This window comes from Desulfovibrio oxyclinae DSM 11498, assembly GCF_000375485.1.
In the GTDB taxonomy this organism is placed as follows: Bacteria; Desulfobacterota; Desulfovibrionia; order Desulfovibrionales; family Desulfovibrionaceae; genus Pseudodesulfovibrio; species Pseudodesulfovibrio oxyclinae.
Map to the genome: position 1 here is coordinate 153,515 of NZ_AQXE01000008.1, position 18,405 is coordinate 171,919.

The 18,405-nt window shown below is 58.9% G+C and carries 19 protein-coding genes; 10 read left to right on the forward strand and 9 right to left on the reverse strand.

Going from position 1 to position 18,405, the window contains the following annotated elements:
- The first annotated feature begins 82 nt into the window (after positions 1–82).
- The 3 genes from B149_RS0110335 to B149_RS16975 all read left to right on the forward strand — a co-directional run bounded on the left by B149_RS0110335 (position 83) and on the right by B149_RS16975 (position 3,227).
- Positions 83–754, forward strand: coding sequence for an amino acid ABC transporter permease (locus B149_RS0110335; protein WP_018125118.1), 672 nt, complete (start codon positions 83–85; stop codon positions 752–754).
- 10 nt (positions 755–764) lie between these two features.
- Complete coding sequence (locus B149_RS0110340; protein ID WP_018125119.1) at positions 765–1,493, forward strand: amino acid ABC transporter ATP-binding protein; 729 nt, start codon at positions 765–767, stop codon at positions 1,491–1,493.
- Positions 1,494–1,634: 141 nt separating this feature from the next.
- Positions 1,635–3,227 (forward strand): methyl-accepting chemotaxis protein, encoded by a 1,593-nt coding sequence (locus B149_RS16975; RefSeq protein ID WP_018125120.1) that lies wholly within the window; start codon positions 1,635–1,637, stop codon positions 3,225–3,227.
- A 210-nt stretch (positions 3,228–3,437) separates the two neighbouring features.
- On the opposite strand, the gene B149_RS16980 is transcribed toward B149_RS16975, so the two are convergent.
- From B149_RS16980 to potA, 8 genes are all read right to left on the reverse strand, one after another.
- The gene (locus B149_RS16980) at positions 3,438–5,045 is read right to left on the reverse strand and encodes a methyl-accepting chemotaxis protein (RefSeq protein ID WP_018125121.1); all 1,608 of its coding nucleotides are present in this window, start codon (positions 5,043–5,045) and stop codon (positions 3,438–3,440) included.
- 231 nt (positions 5,046–5,276) lie between these two features.
- Complete coding sequence (locus B149_RS16985) at positions 5,277–5,723, reverse strand: RrF2 family transcriptional regulator (protein WP_040372589.1); 447 nt, start codon at positions 5,721–5,723, stop codon at positions 5,277–5,279.
- Between the two features lie 140 nt (positions 5,724–5,863).
- Positions 5,864–6,445, reverse strand: coding sequence for an Ig-like domain-containing protein (locus B149_RS0110360; protein WP_018125123.1), 582 nt, complete (start codon positions 6,443–6,445; stop codon positions 5,864–5,866).
- A gap of 8 nt (positions 6,446–6,453) precedes the next feature.
- Entirely contained in the window at positions 6,454–7,059 is a 606-nt protein-coding gene (gene cbiM, locus B149_RS0110365; RefSeq protein WP_018125124.1) for a cobalt transporter CbiM, read from the reverse strand.
- A 158-nt stretch (positions 7,060–7,217) separates the two neighbouring features.
- The gene (locus B149_RS0110370) at positions 7,218–8,261 is read right to left on the reverse strand and encodes an ABC transporter substrate-binding protein (RefSeq protein WP_018125125.1); all 1,044 of its coding nucleotides are present in this window, start codon (positions 8,259–8,261) and stop codon (positions 7,218–7,220) included.
- Positions 8,258–9,025, reverse strand: a complete 768-nt coding sequence (gene potC, locus B149_RS0110375; protein ID WP_018125126.1) for a spermidine/putrescine ABC transporter permease PotC — start codon at positions 9,023–9,025, stop codon at positions 8,258–8,260. The genes B149_RS0110370 and potC overlap by 4 nt, the downstream gene beginning before the upstream one ends.
- Positions 9,022–9,888, reverse strand: a complete 867-nt coding sequence (gene potB, locus B149_RS0110380; RefSeq protein ID WP_018125127.1) for a spermidine/putrescine ABC transporter permease PotB — start codon at positions 9,886–9,888, stop codon at positions 9,022–9,024. Before potB ends, potC begins: the two co-directional genes overlap by 4 nt.
- Complete coding sequence (gene potA, locus B149_RS0110385; protein ID WP_018125128.1) at positions 9,860–10,975, reverse strand: spermidine/putrescine ABC transporter ATP-binding protein PotA; 1,116 nt, start codon at positions 10,973–10,975, stop codon at positions 9,860–9,862. Before potA ends, potB begins: the two co-directional genes overlap by 29 nt.
- A 342-nt stretch (positions 10,976–11,317) precedes the next feature.
- Here potA and B149_RS18560 point away from each other — a divergent pair, with 342 nt between their 5' ends.
- Positions 11,318–11,461: a hypothetical protein gene (locus tag B149_RS18560; RefSeq protein ID WP_018125129.1), complete on the forward strand. Its 144-nt coding sequence runs from the start codon at positions 11,318–11,320 to the stop codon at positions 11,459–11,461.
- Positions 11,462–11,526: 65 nt separating this feature from the next.
- Here the strand turns inward: B149_RS18560 and B149_RS0110395 are convergent, their stop codons facing one another.
- A complete protein-coding gene (locus tag B149_RS0110395) occupies positions 11,527–12,027 on the reverse strand; it encodes a hypothetical protein (RefSeq protein ID WP_018125130.1) in 501 nt (166 codons plus the stop codon).
- A 305-nt stretch (positions 12,028–12,332) separates the two neighbouring features.
- Between B149_RS0110395 and B149_RS0110405 the strand changes: the two genes are divergently transcribed.
- The 6 genes from B149_RS0110405 to B149_RS0110430 all read left to right on the forward strand — a co-directional run bounded on the left by B149_RS0110405 (position 12,333) and on the right by B149_RS0110430 (position 18,283).
- Complete coding sequence (locus tag B149_RS0110405) at positions 12,333–12,686, forward strand: FmdB family zinc ribbon protein (RefSeq protein WP_018125132.1); 354 nt, start codon at positions 12,333–12,335, stop codon at positions 12,684–12,686.
- 76 nt (positions 12,687–12,762) lie between these two features.
- Entirely contained in the window at positions 12,763–14,058 is a 1,296-nt protein-coding gene (gene purB, locus B149_RS0110410; RefSeq protein WP_018125133.1) for an adenylosuccinate lyase, read from the forward strand.
- A gap of 3 nt (positions 14,059–14,061) precedes the next feature.
- The gene (gene pyrE / locus B149_RS0110415) at positions 14,062–14,625 is read left to right on the forward strand and encodes an orotate phosphoribosyltransferase (protein WP_018125134.1); all 564 of its coding nucleotides are present in this window, start codon (positions 14,062–14,064) and stop codon (positions 14,623–14,625) included.
- Between the two features lie 9 nt (positions 14,626–14,634).
- On the forward strand, positions 14,635–15,885 hold the full coding sequence (locus tag B149_RS0110420; protein ID WP_018125135.1) for a L,D-transpeptidase family protein: 1,251 nt from the start codon (positions 14,635–14,637) through the stop codon (positions 15,883–15,885).
- Positions 15,886–16,581: a hypothetical protein gene (locus B149_RS0110425; RefSeq protein ID WP_018125136.1), complete on the forward strand. Its 696-nt coding sequence runs from the start codon at positions 15,886–15,888 to the stop codon at positions 16,579–16,581.
- Entirely contained in the window at positions 16,529–18,283 is a 1,755-nt protein-coding gene (locus tag B149_RS0110430) for a M14/M99 family metallopeptidase (RefSeq protein WP_040372592.1), read from the forward strand. Before B149_RS0110425 ends, B149_RS0110430 begins: the two co-directional genes overlap by 53 nt.
- The last annotated feature ends 122 nt before the right edge of the window (positions 18,284–18,405 follow it).

Consider the following 18,405-nt stretch of genomic DNA (forward strand, 5'->3'; position numbering starts at 1 on the left):
CTCGCCGCAATAGCAGAATAATGTTTACGGGGAGGCCTTGGGCCTCCCCGCACTTTTTTCATACCTTATCGGGAATTTAGCCATGGCCTTTGATTTCGAACCTTCCGTGATGATCGACTCGGTCCCCACCTTGATGTCGGGTGCTGGGATGACCATCGTCATCACCCTCGGCGGTCTGATGTTCGGCTTCGCCCTCGGAGCCGTGGCGGGATTGATGAAACTGTCCAGAAGCATGTTCGTGCGAAAGATAGCAGGCGTTTACGTCGAAGTCATACGCGGCACGCCCATGCTGGTTCAGGCCATGTTCCTGTATTTCGGCCTGCCCATGGCCCTCGGGATACGCATCTCCGCGCTGGCGGCAGGAATCATCATCATCGCCATCAACTCCGGAGCCTACATTGCGGAAATCGTGCGTGGCGCGGTGCAGTCCATAGATGTGGGGCAGATGGAGGCGGGACGGACAATCGGTCTGACCCGTGGGCAGACCATGCGCTACATCATCTGGCCGCAGGCCTTCAAACGCATGATTCCGCCGCTTGGCAACCAGTTCATCATCAGCCTCAAGGACACTTCCCTGCTCATGATCATCGGGGTGGGCGAGCTGCTTCGCACCGGAGACGAGATCGTGGCCGTGAACTTCCGCGCCTTCGAGGTCTATCTGACCGTCGGGTTGATGTATCTCGCCATGACCATGTCCATCGCCAAGGTGCTCAACATCGTGGAAAAACGACTGCACCTGAAGACCCAGCGCTAGGAGGCCGCCCGTGATCAAAATTGATAAACTTCATAAGAGTTTCGGGGACTTTCAGGTCCTCAAGGGCGTGGACCTGCACGTGAAGCAGGGTGAGGTGGTGGTCATCCTCGGACCTTCGGGCTCCGGCAAATCCACGGTGCTGCGCTGCATCAACAAGCTGGAGGAGCCCACCGACGGCACCATCATCGTTGACGGATTCGATATCATGGATCCCAAAACGGATATCAACTACGTGCGCACCGAAGCCACGATGGTCTTTCAGCAGTTCAACCTTTTTCCGCACATGTCGGTGTTGGACAACGTGACCCTCGGCCCCATCAAGGTGCGGGGCATGTCCCGCAACGAGGCCAACTCGCTGGGGCTCGACCTGCTTGCCAAGGTCGGTCTGGAAGACAAGGCGCACAATTTCCCGGATCAGCTGTCCGGCGGCCAAAAGCAGCGTGTGGCCATAGCGCGTTCGCTGGCTCTGCGCCCCAAGGTCATCCTTTTCGACGAACCAACGTCCGCACTGGACCCGGAACTGGTCGGCGAGGTGCTGGAAGTCATGAAGCGTCTGGCCCGCGAGGGCATGACCATGGTCGTGGTGACTCACGAGATGGGGTTTGCCAAGGAAGTGGCCGATCGCGTCATCTTCATAGACGAAGGCCGAATTCAGGAAGAGGCGGAGCCCGAGGAATTCTTCTCCAATCCCAAGCATCCCAGGCTGAAAGACTTCCTGAGCAAGGTGGTTGCCGAATAGTTTTGCAAGACACAGGTATAGAAAAAGGGCACCCTTGAGGGTGCCCTTTTTTAGTTTTGAGATAATAATTGATTATCAAAGACAACCCGCCAAAATTTTGGTAAATTTGTCTCTCAGTACCACAATTCCGAGGGGGATGACATGTTACGAAGGCTTTCCATCAACGCCCGTATGCTGGGACTGACCGGGCTCATGGCGGTATTTTCCGCTCTGTGCCTGTTCGTGTTTCTTCAGGGACTTGGCTCTGTTGCGGATATTGGTATTCAGAATTCCGTGGAGGCCATGACCAAGGGCGAACATCGCAAGCTTGAGGTCTCGACCCATTCGCTGGCACTGGCCCTTTCCGAAGCGGTTCGGGATGTCCCTGAAAGTGAGCGCGACGACATTATCCGCGAACTCATCAAGGACATTCGTTTCGAGGAAGACAAGTCAGGGTATTTCTTTGTCTACCGTGGCACAACGGTGGTCAGCGTACCGCCCAAGCCGGAACTGCGGGGGAAGGATCTTGGCGGCGCCGAGGACGTGAACGGCGTGCGTTTTGTGACAGAGCTCAGCAGGCAATCCGCATCCGGTGGCGGTTTCGTGAACTACGTATTCCCCAAGCCTGGCAAGGGCGATCAGCCCAAGGTCTCTTATGCGGAGATGATTCCCGGAACCGACATGTGGATCGGAACCGGCGTATACATGGACAATGTGACGGTAGAGCGTGAGGCGCTGGAGTCGCGAATCGACAGCGTTAGCGACACCTATACCTGGGGCGTCGGCGGCGCGGTGGCCGGATTTTTCATCATCATCATTCTCCCTCTTTGCATTTTCATCAACCGCAGCATCGTCAAGCCTCTCGAAGTCTCCGTCGAAGCCGCGGACATGGTGGCCAAGGGCGACCTGACCCGCGAGTTCGCCATTCAGTACAACGACCTTCCGGGCATGGTGAACAACACCCTCAAGAGCATGACGGAGAAGCTCAGCGGCATCGTGGGCGAAGTCAAGACCACGGCCGAAAACGTGGGCGACGGCAGCCACGAGGTGAGCAATTCCGCCAACGACCTTTCCACCGGAGCCAGTTCGCAGGCTGCGTCCGTCGAGCAGGTTTCCTCGTCGGTGGAAGAGATGCTCGGCAATATCGAGCGCAACTCGGAAAACGCGCGCGAGACAGAGCGCATTGCGGTCAAGTCTGCAAGGGATGCCGAGCGCGGCGGCGACAGCATGCTCGAAGCCGTGGAATCCATGAAGGACATTGCGCAGAAGATTTCCATCATCGAGGAAATCGCGCGTCAGACTAACTTGCTGGCTCTTAACGCGGCAATCGAGGCCGCACGCGCTGGCGAGGCCGGAAAGGGATTCGCCGTGGTTGCTGCGGAAGTCCGCAAGCTTGCGGAGCGAAGCGGCGGTGCCGCTGCCGAGATCGGCGAGCTTTCTTCCGCAACGCTCGGCAAGGCCGACGAAGCCGGAGAGCTCCTGCGCAACATGGTGCCGGACATCAAGCGTACAGCCGAACTGGTCAAGGAGATCGTGAGCGCAAGCGAAGAGCAGGGTGCCGGGGTCAAGGAAATTGCCACTGCCATCCGCGAGCTGGACGGGGTTGTTCAGAACAACGCGGCAGCCTCCGAAGAATTGGCTTCCACTGCCGAGGAACTCAGCGCACAGGCAGAACAGCTGCTTAGAGTCATGGGCTTCTTCAGCGTCAAGGAGCGCCATGCCGACAACGTCCGCCAGCCTCTGCCGCCAGCATAGCAGAGCACCGAACTGAAAGAATGAGGCCGCCCACAGGGCGGCCTTTTTTATGTTCCATGCTTTTGCTGATCACTTGGAAGGGAAACGGGTCGCGAAGGAGTCGTGCGTTTCTGACGGGCTTTTGTCTCTGCTCAAATTGCTGCCACTCGCAAAAGAAAGCGGATGCGAAAACAAAGCTTCCGCATCCGCAACCCAGCACCGGGGAGGAGGTTATTCCGGCAGCTGCTTCATATCGGGTGAAAGGTCATCGTCATAGTCGTCATCGGATTCATTCACCTGGAAAAACGCCGTGGTATCTTTGAGGTCGTCCGATTGGTCGGAGAGACCCTTGGCAGTGGAAGCGATCTGCTCCGCTGCCGCAGCATTTTGCTGGATGACATCATCCAAATCCTGAATGGCCGTGTTTATCTGTTCCGCGCCGGAGCTTTGCTCGTTACATGCTGAGGATATCTCCTGAACCAACTCGGCCGTGCGCTTGATGTCGGGCACGAGGTTCGCAAGTAGCCTTCCAGCGCGGTCCGCCACCTGAACGCTTGAATTGGAGAGCTCGCTGATTTCTCCGGCTGCATTGCCGCTTCGTTCCGCAAGTTTGCGGACTTCTGCGGCAACCACGGCAAAGCCTTTGCCCGCTTCACCGGCACGTGCTGCCTCAATTGCCGCGTTCAGGGCGAGCAGATTGGTCTGGCGGGCAATCTCTTCGATGATGGAGATTTTTTCGGCTATGTGCTTGAGCGCATCAAGGGCTTCACCGAGGGCGCTGCCGCACTCTTCCGCATCCTTGGCTGCCTTGTTGGCGATGGTTTCCGTGTTGTCCGAGTTCTCGGCGGTCTGGCCGATGCTGCTGGTTATCTCGGCTACGCTGGAGGCCACCTGTTCGATGTTCGCGGCCTGTTGCGAGGCGCCTGCCGACAGGCTGTTTGCCGCTCCTGAAAGCTCCTGACTCATGTCCGCAACACCGATCGTGACGTTTCTGACCCGCGCGATGACGCCGGAAAGCGAGCCTACCATCCTGTTCAGGGAACGGCTGACAAGGCCTATTTCATCGCGGGAATCAGTATCCAGACTTGTTGTGAAGTCCCCGGATGCCATGGATTCAGACAGCCCCTTGATATTGAAGAGCGGACGAATGACCGAGCTGCGCATCAGCATCCACACCGCCGCGGCAATGCCAAGGAGAATGAGCAAGGTCCAGCTGGTGGTGGAAATCGCGGCGGCCCGGACTTTTGCATTCGCTTCCTCAAGGGATGTTATGATTTCGAATGCTCCGTGTATCTCGCCTGATTTCCAGCCTTCCTTCGTTCCACCGACGGCATCGGGTTCACCTGCCGGGTAGCCGTGGCAGTAGAGGCAGTCTTCCGTCAGTCGAATTGCGCGAAAATACCGAATCTGGTCATCCTCGTGGATGATCTTTTCGGAAAGATCTTTGGATTTCATCTCGCGCAGGACTTCCCGCTCCAGGTCGGTTGGTTTGTTTTCCGGGTTGCGCGGATCTTCTTTTGGAACACGAAATTTGTATCCGGCCTTTTCCGCATTGGTTTCCGCCATGCGGATGGCCGTGATGACGGGAACCGCCTGAATGACCTTGTCTTCGGGAATCTGGTCGAACGGACGGATGATTCCCTGAGCGAGTTTGTCCGACATTTCGTTCCGGGCGGCTTCGGCCATGAGGACGATGGCTCTGCTTTTCTCCAGCAGCGACTCGTCGGCACCTGAGCGGATTGCCCGGACTTCCTGATACGCCATGATAAGGGCAACGATCACCGGTCCGGCAACCGCGATGCCAAGCGTTTTCCATTTCACGCTCATGTGTTTGAGCATTCCCCACTCCTGAAGTTTGGCTATCCCGTCCATACGGGGTAGTGCCTTTCCGAAGCTCCCCGGCAAAACCCGTCGCCAGTGGAGCAGAGGTAAGGCGATTCCGGCTATGGAAAACCGTATCAGATGTAACGCGTGGACGAATTATTATAATGTCATAAATCGAAGCGGGAAAGAAAAAGGCCGCCCCGTTCTGCACCAGGGCGGCCTTCGAAAAAGACGTGATATGGGGGATCAGAACAGCGGAGTGCCGATCTTCTCGGGTTCGGAACACTGGCCGGCATCACTGAGCAGTTCGGCCAGCGTGATGGAATTGAGCTTGTCATACATGGCTTCCGCGGCTTCCTGCCACAGGGAGCGAGTCAGGCAGGACTCCGCTCGCGAGCATACCGAGGGATCCCCGGTGCATTCCACGAGGCTGGTGCCGCCTTCCAAAACGCGAACTATTTCGCCCACCGTGATCTCGGTCGGTGACTTGGCGAGCATATGACCGCCACGGGGACCGCGTTTGCTCTTGATGAATCCGGCAGACTTGAGTTCCCGGATGAGTTTTTCGAGGTATTTGACGGATACTCCCTGCCGCTCGGCTATGTCGCCGATGCGAACCGGGGTCTCCTGGCCGTTCTGGGCGATGTCCAGAGCCATCCTTGTGCCGTATCTGCTTCGTGTCGTGAGTCTCATGATTTTCCCTACAAGGTGTGCGGATATATCAATTCGGGCGGTAAATCAATAACCGATTCTGCCAACCGTGCATTTCATTCCATTATGGTATGGAAAAAACGGGAAACTGGCAAGTCTCGATTTTCGAATCGGAAACCTGATCAGCCGCGCCGTGCTCGAGCGTAAGCCAGCAGGCCGCCGAGGCCGACAAGCCAGCCGATGCCGCCGAATATTTCCGTCAGTCCGGGGCCTTGTTCGTGCATTTGGGAAAGCATGGCTTTGACCGGTGCCAGCTCTTTCTTCAGCTCCTCCCGAACTACGCGGCGTACGTCTTCCCGAGCGGGAACGGTCTCTTGAGCCTGCGTGGGAGCCGCTTCAACGGTTTCCGTTTCAGTAGCGGCCTGAGCGGGTTGAGGGGCGATTTCCGAGGCGCGCACCGTCCAGTCGGCCTGATGCCCTTCTCCAGCGTGTATTACCAGTTTCAGGTCCATGCTGCCGTCACGGGCTTCTTCTGGAATGGGGAAGGCGAAATGTCCGGTTTCATCGGTGGTGCCGGAGAGCAGTTCCCGCCCGTCCGGAGCGTGTACGGTGACGGTCCCCTCGTTAACCCGTCTGCTATGGCTGTAGCCGCTGTCAGTGACGATGCGGTCGCCATCAACATAAGCGAAAATGTTAACCCCATGAGCACTGGAAAGGGTAGGGAAGCACAGAATGAGAGCGAGAATCAGACAGAACTGGCGCATGATATCTCCTAGGCGGCACTGCCGTGCAGGATTTCGGGTTTGACACGGGCGAGAAAGGTGTAGGCAAAGCCACTGACGATTCCTTCGATGATCATAACCGGCAGGTGAGCCAGCGCCAATGCCTTGGCGGGCGCCGCGAACGCTTCGCCGGAAAGGGCCAGCGAAGTCGCAGTGAGCAAAGTGCTCAACAGGACGGCCATGAAGCCACATGCGAACGCCCCCGCAAAGCTGCGACTGCCGCCGGAGCGAAGCATGGGACCGAAGAGGTACCAGCACAGCACGGCCGGTGCGGCCATGTTGAACGTGTTCAGGCACAGCACGGTGAGACCGCCGTACTGAAAAAGGACCGCTTGCAGAAGCAGGCCAGTGAGTATGGCCGGAAACGCGGCCCAGCCCAGAATGACGCCCAGCAGGCCGTTGAGGATGAGGTGTGCGTTGGCCGGGCCTATGGGGACATGGATCAGCGAGGCCACGAAGAACGCGGCGGACATGATGGCTGCGCCCATGACCTTGTCGTAGTCCATTTTTCCAAGGCCGATGGCGGTTCCGGCTGCACCGAGCAACCCTCCGCCGATGAGCACCTGTGCCGTGAGTACGCCTTCCGAGATGTGCATGAATTCTCCAGTGGGCCATGTTTCGTGTGAAGAATGATAAAGACGTATACGCCTCGACACGAGGGAAAGCAAGCTGCGCCGCAATTCGTGCGGCATGTTCAGAAAAAAGGCCGTCCCGAAGCTTCGGGACGGCCTTTGATGACGGTTGCGGAAGAGGGCTAGTTGCCGCTCTTGAGCAGGTTCCAGTATTTTTCGTAGGTTACCACGGCTTCGCCCACGTCGTCCTGGAAGTCGGACTTTTTCATGACTTCCGCAGGCGGGAAGATGACGGGGTTGTTGCGCAGTTCGTCAGGCAGAAGCTCCATGGCCGCCTTGTTCGGAGTGCCATACCCCCACTCGCGTACCATCTGGGCCGCCACTTCCGGGCGCAGGATGTAATTGATGAAGGCGTGGGCCTCCTCCACGTTCTCGGCGCCGGCGGGGATGGCCAGACAGTCCATCCACATGATGCCGCCTTCCTCGGGCCAGTTGAACTTGAGGGATTCGATTTCGCCCGAGGCGACATAGGCCTCGCCGTTCCAGATCATGCCGACGGAGACTTCTCCGTTGAGGAAGGGGGTCTTGGGCGTGTCGTTGTTGAAGGTGCGCACGGCCGGGAAGAGCTTCTTGAGCTTTTCGTAAGCTTCTTCAATGTGCGCGGGGTCGGTGTCGTTGATGGAGTAGCCAAGGGAAGCCAGTGCCATGCCGAAGACTTCGCGAACGTCGTTTTGCAGCTGGATCTGGCCCTTGTACTTTTCATTCCAGAGGTCGTCCCACGACATGGATTCGGGATTCTCGTACCATTCGGTGTTCAGCAGGATGCCGCTGCCGCCCCAGCTGTACGGGACCGCATAGGCGGCTTCGGGGTCGAAGCTTTTGCCCAGAAAGTCCTTGTCCAGGTTTTTCCAGTTGGGAATCATGGATTTGTCGAGCTTGCGGAGCAGGCCCTCGCGGCGCATCTTGCTCACGAAATAGGTGGAGGGCACGACGATGTCGAAGCCCTTGCCGTCCATGAGCTTGAGCTTGGCATACATGGCTTCGTTGCTGTCGTATGTGGAGTAGACAACCTCGATGCCGGTCTCCTCCGTGAACTGCTCCAGCACGCCCTCGGGGATGTATTCGGTCCAGTTGTACACGTACACTTTTCCGGAACCGGCAAAGGCCGTGGCCGCGGACAGCAGTGCCGCGGCGAGAAGCGCGGCGACGGTCACGAGTCGTTTCATTTCTTTTTCCTCATCAGCAGTTGCGAAGTGAAAACAAGGCATACGGTGATGCCGACCATGATCGCACTCAGGGCGTTGACGTCCGGTTTCACGCCCATCCTTACCATTGCATATATGCGCAGCGGAAGAATTTCAAAGTCGGGGCCCGTTACAAAAAAGCTGATGATCACGTCGTCCATGGACAGCGTGAACGAAAGCAGCCACCCGGCCAGCACGGCGGGCAGGCACATGGGCAGGATGATGTGCCTGAAGGTCTTGTACTCGCCCGCGTAGAGGTCTTCCGCCGCTTCGATCAAATGCGGGTCGAATCCGTTGAGCCGGGACATGACCGTGGCCGTGACAAAAGGCGTGCAGAAGGTCACGTGGGCGATGAGCAGGGGCCAGAATCCCGGCTCCATGCCCAGCAACATGAAGAGCAGCAGCAGGGAGACGCCCATGACGATGTCCGGGCTCATCATGATTACGAAAACACCCGCCTTTAGGATGTTCTTGCCATGGAACCGGTAGCGGTACAGGGCCACGGCCAGCAGCGTGCCGAGGCAGGTGGCCAGCGTGGCGGCCAACACCGCGATGGTTAGCGAGTTCAGGGCGGCGTCCAGTAGCTGATCGTTGCCCATGAGTTTGACGTACCACTTCCAGGTGAAGCCCTTCCATGCGGTGGAGTACTTGGAATCGTTGAAGGAAAAGATAACCAGCACGATGATGGGCAGGTACAGGAAAAGGTAGACCGGCAGGAGCCGGAGCGCGGTGGAGAATCGCCTCACAGTTTAGACCCTCCGTGCTGTCCCAGCTTGCGGGAGCTTCTTCCGTAGAGCCACATCAGGCCGAGCATGAGCAGCGTCAGCACCACGGAGGCGGCGGAGCCCACGGGCCAGTCGCGCGCGGTGAGGAACTGGTTCTTGATGAAGTTGCCCACGATGAGGTGCTTGCCGCCGCCGAGGATGTCCGGAATGAAGAACATGCCAAGGGCGGGCAGGAAGACCATCATGCATCCTGCGATGATGCCGGGCCGGGTCAGGGGCAGCACCACGTGAAAGAACGTGCGCATTCCGCTGGCGCCGAGATCCTTGGCGGCTTCGATCATGCGGCCGTCGAGTTTCTCGATGGAAGAGTAGAGCGGCAGGATCATGAACGGCAGCAGGGTGTAGGTCAGGCCCGCGAAGATGGCGAACTCGCTGTACATGAAGGAGACCGGCCGATCCGCGAAGCCGAGGCCGGTGAGCAGCATGGAGATGACCCCGCGCCCCTTGAGCACGAAGACCATGGCATAGGTGCGAATGAGCGAGTTGGTCCAGAAGGGGATCATGACCAGCAGGAGCAGCAACCCCTTATGCTTGGAGCGCAGCCGGGCCAGCGTCCACGCGAACGGGTAGGCGGCAAGCAGGCATATGAGCGTCGCGGTGCCTGCCAGATAGACGGACTTGAGCAGCACGTCCAGAAACAGCGGGCTCAGGATGGTGGAGTAGCCGTGCAGGGAAAAGTCGAAAGCCACGAACGTCGCTTCGTCCCGCTCCAGAAAGCTGGTGAGCAGGATGAGCAGGTTCGGAACCAGCACGAAGGCGGCCATCCAGATGACGGCCGAACCGAGGGATACGCGCCTAAACAGGCGGGGCGTCCTGATCTTCATCGGGCAGTATAACCTCCCATCCCTTGTACCAGCTGACCACGATGCGGTCGCCGGGCTTGTGCCAGATGCGGTCGTCGTCCTCGTTGAAAAACTCGGTCACGAGGATGTGCTTGCCGGAGTCGGTGGCGATGACCATGTCCCACGTGCTGCCCTTGTAGATGGTCTCGGTGACCGTTCCGGGCAGCCACAGGGCGTGCTGGGTGTCGCTCTTGAGTTCCACGAGGATGTCTTCCGGACGCAGGATGATCTTGATCGGCTGGCCCGGCTGGAAATCCTTGGAGGTCTTGAGCTCGCAGGGCAGCCCCTCCACCATGGCGTTCAGGGTTTCGCCTTCCTTGGAGACGACCTCGCCGTCGAGGATGCTCGTCTCTCCCACGAAGCGCGCCACGTAGAGGTTGACCGGTTCCTCGTACACCTCTTCGGGGGTGCCGATCTGCTCGATGCGGCCTTCGTTCATGACCACCACGCGATCGGACATGGCGAACGCCTCTTCCTGATCGTGGGTTACGAAGACAAAGGTCATACCCAGCTCCCGGCACATGCGCTTGAGGCGGACCTGCATGCGCTTGCGCAGCTTGGCGTCCAGTGCGGAGAGCGGCTCGTCCAACAGCAGGGCCAGCGGCTTGTTCACCACGGCGCGGGCAATGGCCACGCGCTGCTGCTGCCCTCCGGAAAGGCTGTCCGGCTTGCGGTTGGCCAGATAGGCGAGGTCCACGAGGTCCAGCGCCTCGTTCACGCGCTCGTCTATCTCGCGGGCCGAGACGCCGTGCATCTTCAGGCCGAAGGCGAGATTGTCGCGTACGCTCATGTGCGGGAACAGCGCGTAGCTTTGAAATACGGTATTGACGCGGCGGCTGTTGGCGGGCTTGTCGTTGATGCGCTCGCCGCCGAGATGGATGGAGCCCTCGTCGGGCGTTTCGAAGCCCGCGAGAAGCCGAAGGATAGTCGTCTTGCCGCAACCGCTCGGGCCGAGGATGGTCAGGAACTCGCCATCCCTGATGTCGAGGCTCACCCTGTCCAGAACGGTGGTGTCGTCGAACCTCTTCACGAGGTTGTCCAACCGAATGATCGGATCGGTGCCAGTCATTCCGGTCCCCCCATTACGCTAGTTTCCAGTCCGTCCGTGGACGGCGGGCCGCTCCGGCTCTGGCCGGACGTGGCGTAGTATATTTTTTTTGCTGAGAAGAAAACCGTAAATTTCATGTTTTGCCGAAGCGCCGCAAGAAAGTCCGGCCATGGAGAATCATGCGGTGGCCAATGCCGAGAGCAACCATTGCATATCCGGGCATTTTTTGCACCTTCGATGGCGAAAGGACGATTTTTCAGGGTTTCGGGAAGGGCCATGCCGGGTGCGAAAACCGGTATTTGCCGCAGGGCACGGGGTTTGCTATGGTTATGGAAGTACTAAGCCTCGCGCACAGGATGCATCATGGAAAGAAGACTTTTTTTACGTTGGCTGGCCGCGCTGCCCGCGGTGCTGATCGCGACGCCCGTTCAGGCGGGCAAGAAGAAAGTCGTGATCACCGGCAAGGGCGGCAAGGTCACGGACGTCAAGGAAGGGTCCGACAAATAGGGAAAAGGCGCGACATCCCCGTGTGGGAATGCCGCGCCCGTTGCGTGAATCGTTCGCGCAAAGTCCTACTGAACCGTTCCGCAGGAAGGGGATTCAGGGTCGGTGTTGTGAAGTTTGGCGAGGTATTCCTTGACCTCGTCCAGTTCCTTCCACTCGTTGAAGCTCTGTTCCCAGTCGGAGAAGAAGAGGCCTTCCTGCTCCAGAATGGACTCGTGCATCTTGACCCAGATGTTGAAGACGTACATGTCGATCTTGAACTGCGGAGCGTCGAACACTCTGGGGATCACAGAGGGGTCGTACTTCTCGCCGTCCAGATTGGATGCGATGTGGGCACACACTGCGTCATGGCTGGACTGCTGGGTGATGGAGTGCTCGTTCATCACCTCTGCCAGGCTGTGAAGGCGCGGATACTCCGACTTGATTCGCTGCATGACCTCTTCGGGGATTTCCACGAAAAGTGTTCCGTCTTCCTTTTCGACAATATAGTGGAAGCGGAGCCACTGGTCGAACTGGAAAACCTGGACCGCGTCGTTGATGGCGGCCTTGAGACTCAAGCTTTTGATCATCTGGGTTCTCCTTGGCGATTTTCGTTGCCCGGAAATATGGTCACGATTCGGGTTCGCGTCAAGTCCGACGATGCTCGCAGGGGGACTGGACAATCGGGGCGTGTTGGGGTATGCATCTCGGCTCGCAAGAATCAAATCGGCCCAAGGGCCGCATTCAAGGAGAATACCATGGCCAAACACAAGAAGCACGAACGCAAGAAGAAGCTCGACCGCAGGCGCCAGCGCCGCGCAAAGAACCTCAAGGCCCGCATCAAGGAAGCCAAGGCTGCTGCAGCCAAGTAGTTTCACCGGAGGTGAGGGCCGCCATGCCCATCTACGAATATCAATGCGAAAAGTGCGCCCACGTGTTCGAGGAGTGGCAGTCCGGGTTCGATGAACTGGACCAGGAGTGCCCCGAATGCGGAGCGGCGGGAAAGCGGCTGATCTCCAACACGTCCTTCATTCTCAAGGGTTCCGGATGGTATGTCACGGAATACGGCGGAAAAAAGGGCTCGGGTGGAGAGGCAGCCGCCGATTCGGGCGAGGGAAGCGGCGACGGCGCCGCCGATGCCTCGTCCGGAGATTCCGGGGACGCGGCTTCCGCCGCATCCGGAGGCAGTTCACCGAGCGACTCCGCCCAGAGCGCTTCGGGGAGTGCATCCACACAGGCCGACGCCTGACCGGATGCAATGAAGGCAGCCGAGGCTGCCTTTTTTTACGGCCTAAACAAACCGACAACGACTTCGGGAGAAGGGCATGATTGAACGGTATTCCCGTCCGGAAATGGCTGATCTCTGGACCCTTGAGAACAAGTTTCGCGTCTGGCTCGAAGTGGAGCTGGCGGTCTGCGAGGCATGGCACGAGCAGGGAAAGATTCCCGCCGACGCCATAAAGGATATCCGCGAAAAGGCGGACTTCGACCTCGACCGCATCCTTGAAATCGAGCAGACCACCAAGCACGACGTCATCGCCTTCCTGACCGCCGTGGAAGAGAAGGTCGGTCCGGCATCGCGCTACATCCATCTGGGATGCACCTCTTCGGACATCGTGGACACCGCCAACGGCGTGCTGCTGACCCGCGCCGCCAAGGTGGTGCTGGACAGCCTCGACAACCTGCTGGAAGTGCTGCGCCGCCGCGCCTTCGAGCACAAGGGGCTGCTCTGCATGGGCCGCACGCACGGCATCCACGCCGAGCCCACAACCTACGGACTCAAGTTCACCGGGTTCTACGCCGAGTTTGCGCGTCACCGCGAACGCCTGCTGGCGGCCATGGAAGGAATCCGCGTGGGCAAGCTCTCCGGAGCCGTCGGCACTTTTGCCCACCTCTCCCCGGAAATCGAGGAGCGCTCGCTGGAAATCCTTGGCCTGAAGCCGGACCCGCACTCCACCCAGATCGTGCAGCGCGACCGGTATGCGCACTTCTTTACCACGCTGGCCATGACTGCGGGCGGCATCGAACGTCTCGGCACCGAGCTGCGGCATCTGCAGCGCACGGAAGTGCTGGAAGTGGAAGAAGGGTTCACCAAGGGGCAGAAAGGGTCGTCGGCCATGCCGCACAAGAAGAACCCCATTTCCGCCGAGAACCTGTGCGGACTCTCCCGGCTGGTGCGCACCAATTCCGTCGCGTCCATGGAGAATCAGGCGCTGTGGCACGAGCGCGATATCAGCCACTCCTCGGTGGAGCGGGTCATCATGCCCGACAGTACAATTTTAATGGACTACATCCTGCGTCGCATGGCAGGAGTGATCGACAGGTTGGTGGTGAAGGAGGATAACATCCGCAGGAATCTCATGGGTTCCTACGGCCTCTTCTACTCCCAGCGGGTGCTCGGACAGCTCATCGCCGCCGGCCTCAAGCGTCAGCAGGCGTACGAAATGGTGCAGAAAGTCGCCATGCGCTGCTGGAACGGCGGGCTGCAGTTCGAAGACGAGATCCGCAAGGATGCCGACGTGGCCGGGCATCTGGAATCGAGCGCACTTGACGAAGCGTTCGACCCAACATATTACAAAAGATACGAAAACACGGTTTTCAGCCGTGTGTTTGGAGAATAACGAATGGAAGAGTTGAAAGTCCGGCTTGCCAAGCTGCTGATGCAGCTTTCCTACGTTGAAGGCGAAGTGACCCTCACTTCCGGCAAGAAGAGCGATTACTACTTCGACTGCAAGCAGACCGCGCTGCATCCCGAAGGCAGCTGGCTCATCGGCAAATGCTTTCTGGAAATGCTCAAGGGGCGTCCGGAAGTGCAGGCCGTGGGCGGCATGACCCTCGGGGCGGATCCGCTGGTTTCCTCCGTGACGGTTCTGTCCCACGTGGATGGGCATCCGCTCCCCGGCTTCATCATTCGCAAGAAGTCCAAGGGACACGGCACCAACCAGTATCTGGAAGGCCTCAAGAATCTTCCCGAGGGAGCCAAGGTCGCGCTGCTTGAGGACGTGGTGACCACCGGCGGCACACTGGTCACCGCCTGCGAACGGGTTCGCGACGCCGGGTTCGAGATCGTCTCCGTGCTCTCCGTTCTGGACCGCGAAGAGGGCGGTCGGGAAAACCTCGAACAGGCGGGGCTTTCCCTCGAATCCATCTTTACCCGCAGCCAACTGCTGGAAGCTGCGAAACGCTAACAGGAATCAATGCGCATACTACTGACGCTCATCATCCTCCTGTCAGCCGCCACCACGGCGCTGGCCGACGGCTGGCGGCCCAGGATCGTTGCCAATCCGGAGGGTCCCACCTCCATGCTGGCGATCGACAAGGGCGATCAGAGACTGCTGCTGCTTGAGCGCAAGAGTCCGCTCAAGGTGGTCAGCGAACTGCCCTGCACCACGGGGCAGGCGCTCGGCGACAAGCAGGTGCGGGGCGACCTGCGCACACCCGAAGGCGTCTACTTCCTCGGCCCGAGGATCAAACGCAACCTGAACTGGGAGCTTTACGGCGACCTTGCCTACTCCCTGAACTACCCCAATCCGGTGGACCGCCTGAAGGGCAAGACCGGGTCCGGGATATGGCTTCACGGGCGCGGCAAGCAGCTCGTGCCTCGCGACACGGCAGGCTGCGTGGCCCTCAAGGTGCCGGACCTGAAGACCCTCAACGGGGATTCCCGTTATGGAACACCCGTGGTCATCGGCGAGGACATTGAGTGGGATGCCGACGCGAATGAGCGTGAAGCCACGGCAATGACCGAGCGCGTCCGAGAATGGGCCCGTGCGTGGGAAAGCCGCTCGGATGCGTTTTTCGAGCTTTATGATGCGGAAAAGTTCACCAAGGCCGAACCCGGAAGCTTTGCAGGATTTCGGAATCACAAGGAAAGCATCTTCCGCAGCACGCCGTGGATTCACGTCATGGTGGACGGCGTCAAGGCCATGCGCGGCCCGGATTACTGGGTCACGTGGTTCGATCAGCTCTACCGTTCGCCGGTGTTGACCCAGACCGTGGGCAAACGACTGTATTGGCAGAAGAACGAGCAGGGCGAATGGGCCGTGGTGGGCAGGGAATACATCCCGGCCAGCCGCGATCTGGTACCCGAGTATCTGAGCGAGAAGGGCTCTCAGGCCAGAGAGTTCGTAAAACGCTGGGCCGATGCCTGGCGTCACGCCGACCCGGAGCGCTATGCGGCCATGTACGACGAGGATGCCGTATCCGGCAGCCACCGTGGTCTGGAGCGCATCGTGGACTATAAAAAGACATTGTGGGAAGAAAAACCACCTGTTAAGGTCGCTCTTGAAAAAATGGACGTGGATCTGCACCCGTCCGGCCTCAAGGTCAGCTTCCTGCAACGGTATGAAGATGCCTCCGGTTATTCCGACGTGGGCATGAAGACCCTGGTTCTCTCTCCGGCCGAGAAGGGCTGGAAAATCGAGCGTGAGGATTGGAGACGCCTTTAAATGAGTAATCCCAAGTACAGCGTGCTGTTCATGCGCGACGACGCCAATGTGCGCCGTTATCGCCTCAGCCCCTTCTGGCTCAAACTGTTTCTGTTCAGCCAGATGTTTCTGCTTTTGTGCGCTGTCGGCGGCGTCTACTTCGGCATGCGCGGGTGGAAGGAGACCAAGGCCCTCAGCGCCGAGAAGAAAGTGCTGGAGCAGCAGCTCGTGGATACTCAGGTTCGCCTTGAGCGTCTCAGCAACATGGAAAAGATTCTCAAATCCTACGATCCCAAGGAACTTCAGGCCCTGTTGACCTCTGCAGCGGAGCCTGCGCCCAAGGAACCCGAGCTGAACCTTAATCGCATATTCACCCGCAAGGATACGCGTCAGGTCGGCGTGGAAAATCTGCAGGCCAAGGTCAGCAGGCGCAAGGTGACCGTGTCCTTCGAGTTGAACAACCTCCAGAACGCAAACCCCGTCGGGGGAGTGGTCGATTTCGTCTTTGTCAGGAAGGACGGCACCGATGCCAGGGTGAAGGTCAATCGCAATGACCTGACCTTCCAGATTCAGCGCTTCAAGCGTATACGAACTACCTTTCTGCTACCGGACGGCCTGAAAGCTGACGATATTTTCGGGCTTCGGGTGAAAATCAAGGGCGACGATGACAAGGTCATTTTCTCGGAAACGTATCCGCTCTACAATATTCTGGCTTAGCCTGCTGCTGACGGCCCTGTGTGCCACGCCCGCTCAGGCTGGCTCGTGGGAACACGTTTTTTTCAGCGGCACCCAGTACCCCCTCAAAGCATATTTCATTCAGGGTGAACTGCCCGGCCCCACCATCATGGTGCAGGGCGGCATTCAGGGGGACGAGCCGTCGGGGTTCGTTACCGCGCAATTGCTGACGCGCTCCAAGGTCCTGCGCGGCAATCTCGTCGTGCTGCCCCGGGCCAATGTCCCGTCCATCCATCTGCGCAGCCGACAGGTCAACGTGGACATGAACCGGCGCTTCGATCAGGACTACAACCGGTTCTACGAAGACCGGTGCGCGCGCGTCATCCGTTTTCTGCTTCAGCGGTCAGACGCCTTCATTCACCTGCATGAAGGGTCGGGATTCTATTATCCGGAATACATCGACAAGATGCGCAACCCCTATAGGTACGGGCAGTCCATCATCGTGGACACCCTGAACTGGAACGGGCAGATCGAAATGGGCAGCCGGGTTAACACGGTGCTGGCCAAGATCAATGACCGCATCAATTCGCGCGACTACCAGTTCAAACTCTTCAATACCCGGACTTTCGACCGCAGCACGGAATATCCCGAGATGCGCAAGTCGTTGACCTGCTACGCGCTCACCGCGCTTGGCATTCCGGCCATGGCCGTAGAGGTCAGCAAGGATATCCGCCAGTTGGACTGGAAGGTTACCCAGCAGCTGCACGCCACGGCCATGCTGCTTCACGAGTATGGCGTGGAAGTGCAGTTGCCGGACTTCACTCGCGACGAAGTGCTGGCCTATGCCGCAAAGAACATCGAAGTTTCGATCAACGGTCGTCCGCTGAAGAATGGCCGCAGCATTTCCCTGTCCCCGGGAGCGACGCTCGACGTGAAGACGATCGACGGCGGCTCCATTGATTTTTCGCCCGAACTGGCGCTTTTTGCGTCGGACCGACCGGGCGTGAACCTGCTTTCCGCACGACGCATGGCCCTGAAACAGTTTTCCCGCCTTGAGCTGCGCTCTGACGGACGCTCCGTGGCCTCTGCCAAGGTCCGGTGGCAGGGGCGTCTTCCTGATGCTCCCAACGACGACAGCCCTGTGCTGGTCTGCTGGCTCAATGGTCGGCCCTGCTTTGTCCGGGCCGGGGAAACGCTTAATGCCGTGGTCGGGGATCAGCTCATTCTCGAAGGAATCTGGGGCGGCTCCGGAGAAGTGGTGAACTTCAAGGGCTTTGTCGCCGTGCCGTGGGATAATACCGGGCAGGACCTCGGGTGGGAAATTATACTCGATCCTGACAATTTCATGGACAAGTACCAGGTGGACAACAACCGCCCGGGTGTCCACCGCTACCGTATCGTGCGCGAGACGCCTGGCAAGCCTCGGTCCGCGTTCTATATTAACCTTGAGTCACGCGAAGTCCTGGCGCTCAAGCTCGGTACTCCATCCGGGCACGACATCCTCGTGCCGTGGAAGGCCGGTGGCGTATACCAACTGCCGCAGGGCGACTACACCATTGAGCGCGCGTGGAGCAATGGTCGTGACGAAAAGCTGCTGCTCACCGCGCGGCAGACGCCGCTGAACAAGGGCGACTCGTTCAGGCTTTCCGCCGGTGATCGCATGGATATCGATTTTCGCCTTGCCACCACCTTCGGGCTGATAGGCTCCATGACGTTCACATCCGAAGGCTTTGCCGAAAGGTGACGCATCGGCACGATTTCTGTAATAAATATTATTACGACACCCTCTGCGCTCGGACTAGAAGGAAAAGGACACGTCACACTGCCTTAAATCCCGGTCTTGCACAGAGGGTGTTGTTTTCTCAG